This is a genomic window from Nocardia sp. CC201C (assembly GCF_030010695.1).
Classification (GTDB): domain Bacteria; phylum Actinomycetota; class Actinomycetes; order Mycobacteriales; family Mycobacteriaceae; genus Nocardia; species Nocardia otitidiscaviarum.
On sequence record NZ_JASCXP010000558.1, the window covers coordinates 1 to 3,780 of the forward strand.

At 68.0% G+C, this 3,780-nt stretch carries 2 protein-coding genes and 1 pseudogene; all 3 read right to left on the reverse strand.

Annotated elements, in window-relative coordinates; genetic code table 11:
* Nucleotides 1-212: 212 nt before the first annotated feature.
* Complete coding sequence (locus tag QK444_RS33935; RefSeq protein WP_282786109.1) at nt 213-1,172, reverse strand: NUDIX hydrolase; 960 nt, start codon at nt 1,170-1,172, stop codon at nt 213-215.
* Between the two features lie 17 nt (nt 1,173-1,189).
* On the reverse strand, nt 1,190-3,376 hold the full coding sequence (locus QK444_RS33940) for an RNA degradosome polyphosphate kinase (RefSeq protein ID WP_282786108.1): 2,187 nt from the start codon (nt 3,374-3,376) through the stop codon (nt 1,190-1,192).
* 52 nt (nt 3,377-3,428) lie between these two features.
* Nucleotides 3,429-3,780 (reverse strand): annotated as a pseudogene (locus QK444_RS33945) (hypothetical protein); the annotation flags it as partial.

Here is a 3,780-nt window from a genome sequence, read left to right on the forward strand (position 1 = left end):
ACGCCGCCTGCGCGGTGAAATGCGCTAGCGCTGATGCGAAATGGGCCTGTGACGGTGCGAAATGGTGCCGGTGTGCCGGAATGGAACGGCTGTGACGGCGGAAATGATCTCAGTTGGAATGGTCGGATGACCGTATAAATGGAGACCGTATCTCCGCCCGACGAATACGCCGCTGACGGCGCTGCATCCGCCAGCGGCACACCGAATTTGGTCTAGTGTCCGATATTGATGGTGAGGGCGCGGTCGAGGTGGTCGGCGGCCACCAGGCGACCCCGGCGCAGTGACAACACCCATACGCTGCCCTTGCGATTGCGGGCAGGCGGCAAACCCACGCCGTCGCGGGCCGCCCAGCGGTCGAGCAGATCCGGAATCACCTTGCCCTGGCTGCAGATGACCGGAACGGTGTCCTCGGAAACCAGTTCCACGGCCCGCCGCAGCGCCGCATCGGGCGCCTGCGCGTACCCGGCCTCGGAGAACAACGGCTCCCGGACGATATCGACGCCCAGTTTCTCGGCCAGCGGGGCCACGGTCTGCACGCAGCGCAGCGGTGGGGCCGAGTGGATTTCGTCGGCGCCGAAGGCGAGCAGATTCGGCACCAGCGCCGCGGCCTGGGCGCGCCCCGCCTTCTCGAGCGGCCGCTCGTCGTCCGGGCCGGAGAAGCGCTCCTTGCGCCCGGCCTTGGCGTGCCGCACCACCAGCAGGGTGGCGGTATCGGCCGGTAACCGCAGGAAGCTGCGCACGACGGTGCGATCCATCGGATAGGACAGCTGATCCATCAGCCCGTCGATGTGCTGCCACTGCAGCTCGTCCACCTCGGAATTGGCCGAGAACGCCCCCTCGACCACCTCGGCCGCCCAGTAGTACACCCGCTTGAGCTTGCGATGCCCCGGGATCGGATAGGTCACATGCCCCAGATAGCGGCCCAGCCGGCACTGTAGGCCGGTCTCCTCCGCCACCTCGCGCACGGCGGTGACCATCGGCGTCTCACCGGGATCCAGCTTGCCCTTGGGCAGCGACCAGTCGTTGTACTTGGGCCGGTGCACGACGGCGATCTCCAGCCCGCCCGAGCGATCGTGACGCCACAGCACGGCGCCGGCGGCGAGGATATTGGGTGTCACGCGGGGATCATTGATCCCGTTGCCGTTCTCAGCGGTCGCGGTGCCCTCGGTCATATCGGTGCGCGCGCCGCTCACCGGCGATCCGGACGACGCAGCCGCATCAGGTGCTCCTGGTGGTCGCGCACCTGCTCACCCGCCACCGAGGTATCCGGCCGTGCCAGCCAACTGCTGTCGGATTGCAGCACCCAGCAGCGGGTGTCGGGATGCAGCGCGGAATCGAAGACCTCGCCCAGCTGCTTGGCCAGGCGCGGATCCTTCACCTGCGCCATGACCTCCACACGCCGGTCCAGATTGCGGTGCATCATATCGGCGCTGCCGATCCAGTACTCGTCCTGCGCCTGGAAGTGCAGCACCCGGGAGTGCTCCAGGTACCGGCCGAGAATCGAACGCACCTCGATGTTCTCGCTCATCCCGGGCACGCCGGGGCGCAGGCCGCAGATGCCGCGCACCACGATCTGCACCGGCACCCCCGCCTGGGAGGCGCGATAGAGGGCGTCGATCACCTGTTCGTCGACGATGGCGTTGGCCTTCAGCCGGATTCGCGCCTGCTCACCCTGCTCGGCGAGTTCGATCTCGCGTTCGATGCGCTCGATGATCCCGGCGCGCACCCCGATCGGGGCCACCAGCAGATTGCGGTAGTTGGCCTTGCGCGAGTAACCGGTCAGCGAATTGAACAGATCGGTGAGGTCCGCACCGATCTCCGGTGCGGCCGTGAGCAATCCGACGTCCTCGTAGAGGCGCGCGGTCTTGGGGTTGTAGTTGCCGGTGCCGATATGGCAGTAGCGGCGGATGGTCGCGCCTTCTCGACGCACCACCAGGCAGGTCTTGCAGTGCGTCTTGAGGCCGATGAGGCCGTAGACCACGTGCACACCCGCCTGCTCCAAGGCGCGGGCCCACTTGATGTTGGCCTGCTCGTCGAAGCGGGCCTTGATCTCCACCAGCGCCACCACCTGCTTACCGGCCTCGGCGGCGTCGATGAGGGCGTTGACGATGGGGGAGTCGCCGGAGGTGCGGTACAGGGTCTGCTTGATGGCCAGCACCTGCGGATCGGCGGCGGCCTGCTCGATGAAGCGCTGCACGCTGGTGGAGAAGGAGTCGTAGGGGTGGTGCACGAGTACATCGCCCTCGCGCAGAGCGGCGAAAACGTTTCGCGGAGTTTCCCGTTCACCGAAGGCCGGGGGCGTGGCGGGCACGTAGGGCGCGTCCTTGAGGTGCGGGCGATCCACCCCGTACACCTGCCACAGGCAGGACAGGTCGAGCAGGCCGGGCACCTGGATGACATCGCCGGGATCGACGTCGAGCTCGCGCAGCAGCAGATCGAGCATGTGCTCGGTCATATCGTCGGAGACCTCCAGCCGCACCGGGGATCCGAAGCGGCGGCGGGCGAGTTCGCGTTCCAGGGCCTGCAGCAGGTCCTCGTCGCGGTCCTCGTCCACCTCGAAATCGGCATTGCGGGTGATGCGGAACGAATGGTGTTCCACCACTTCCATTCCCGGGAACAGCAGCGGCAGATGCGCCGCGATCAGCTCCTCCATGGGCAGGAAGGCCGCCATGGCGGATCCGCTGGGGGAGTTGGCGTCCCGCGCCGGGTTGGAGCGGCGCACCCGCACGAAGCGGTCCACATTGTCGGGCACCTTCACCCGGGCGAAGTGCTCGCCGCCGGTCTCCGAATCCTTCACCGTCACGGCCAGATTGAGACTGAGGCCGGAGATGTAGGGGAAGGGGTGGGCCGGATCCACCGCCAGCGGGGTGAGGACGGGGAAGACCTGGTCGGTGAAGTAGCCGGAGAGGCGTTGACGCTCGGCGTCGTCGAGGTCGGCCCAGCCGATGATGGCGATGCCCTCCTCGATCAGGGAGGACAGCACCGAATCGAGGAAGACGCGGGCGTGCCGGTCGGCGAGTTCCTGGGCGCGGGCGGCGATCAGGTCGAGCTGTTCGGTGGGGGACAGGCCGTCGGCGGAGCGGACCGAGAGACCGGTCTCGGCGCGGCGCTTCAGCCCGGCCACGCGAACCATGTAGAACTCGTCGAGATTCGACGCGAAGATGGCGAGGAATTTGGCGCGCTCGAGCAGGGGCTGCGAGTGGTCCTCGGCCAAGGCCAGCACGCGGGCGTTGAAATCGAGCCAGCTCAGTTCCCGGTTGAGATAGCGATCCTGCGGCAACTTCGACTGGGTGGGCGGTGGGGTCGCCGCGGGCGGGGCCGCGGGTAGCTGCGGCGGTTGCTTGACGGTGTCCGTATCGCTCACACTCACGATCATTCCCTATCTGCCGAGGGGCTCGCCTGTCCGACACCGCCCATTGCAGCGCAGATCACGCCGGTCGTCGCACCGGCGGACCCGTGCGGTCCACTGAATGTTTGCCATCTCGCCGTCGCGACACACCGAGTTCACTCAGCAGGGCGCGGGTGTTCACGCCCACGCCGAGTGCCATCGCCCGGCCCAGATCGTCGGCGGTGTCCACGTCCTGCCGCAACCCGGGCCAGTCACCGAGCAACTCCACCGCACCGGCGGCGATGTGGCGGCGGGCCGAATCGGCGCCGAAAAGTGGGGTGAGCGGAGTGGATCCGTCGCGCACGAGCAGGGCGACGGTGCCGGTCCCGGTGTGGTCGGCCACCACCGCGCGGCGGCATTGCCCGGCGGCGGCCAGCGCCCCCGACAGTTCG

What these genes read in the sequence shown, in the direction of transcription:
- QK444_RS33935 (WP_282786109.1), bottom strand. Translation starts at nt 1,172, where the DNA reads ATGACCGAGGGCACCGCGACCGCTGAGAACGGCAACGGGATCAATGAT.
- QK444_RS33940 (WP_282786108.1), bottom strand. Translation starts at nt 3,376, where the DNA reads ATGATCGTGAGTGTGAGCGATACGGACACCGTCAAGCAACCGCCGCAG.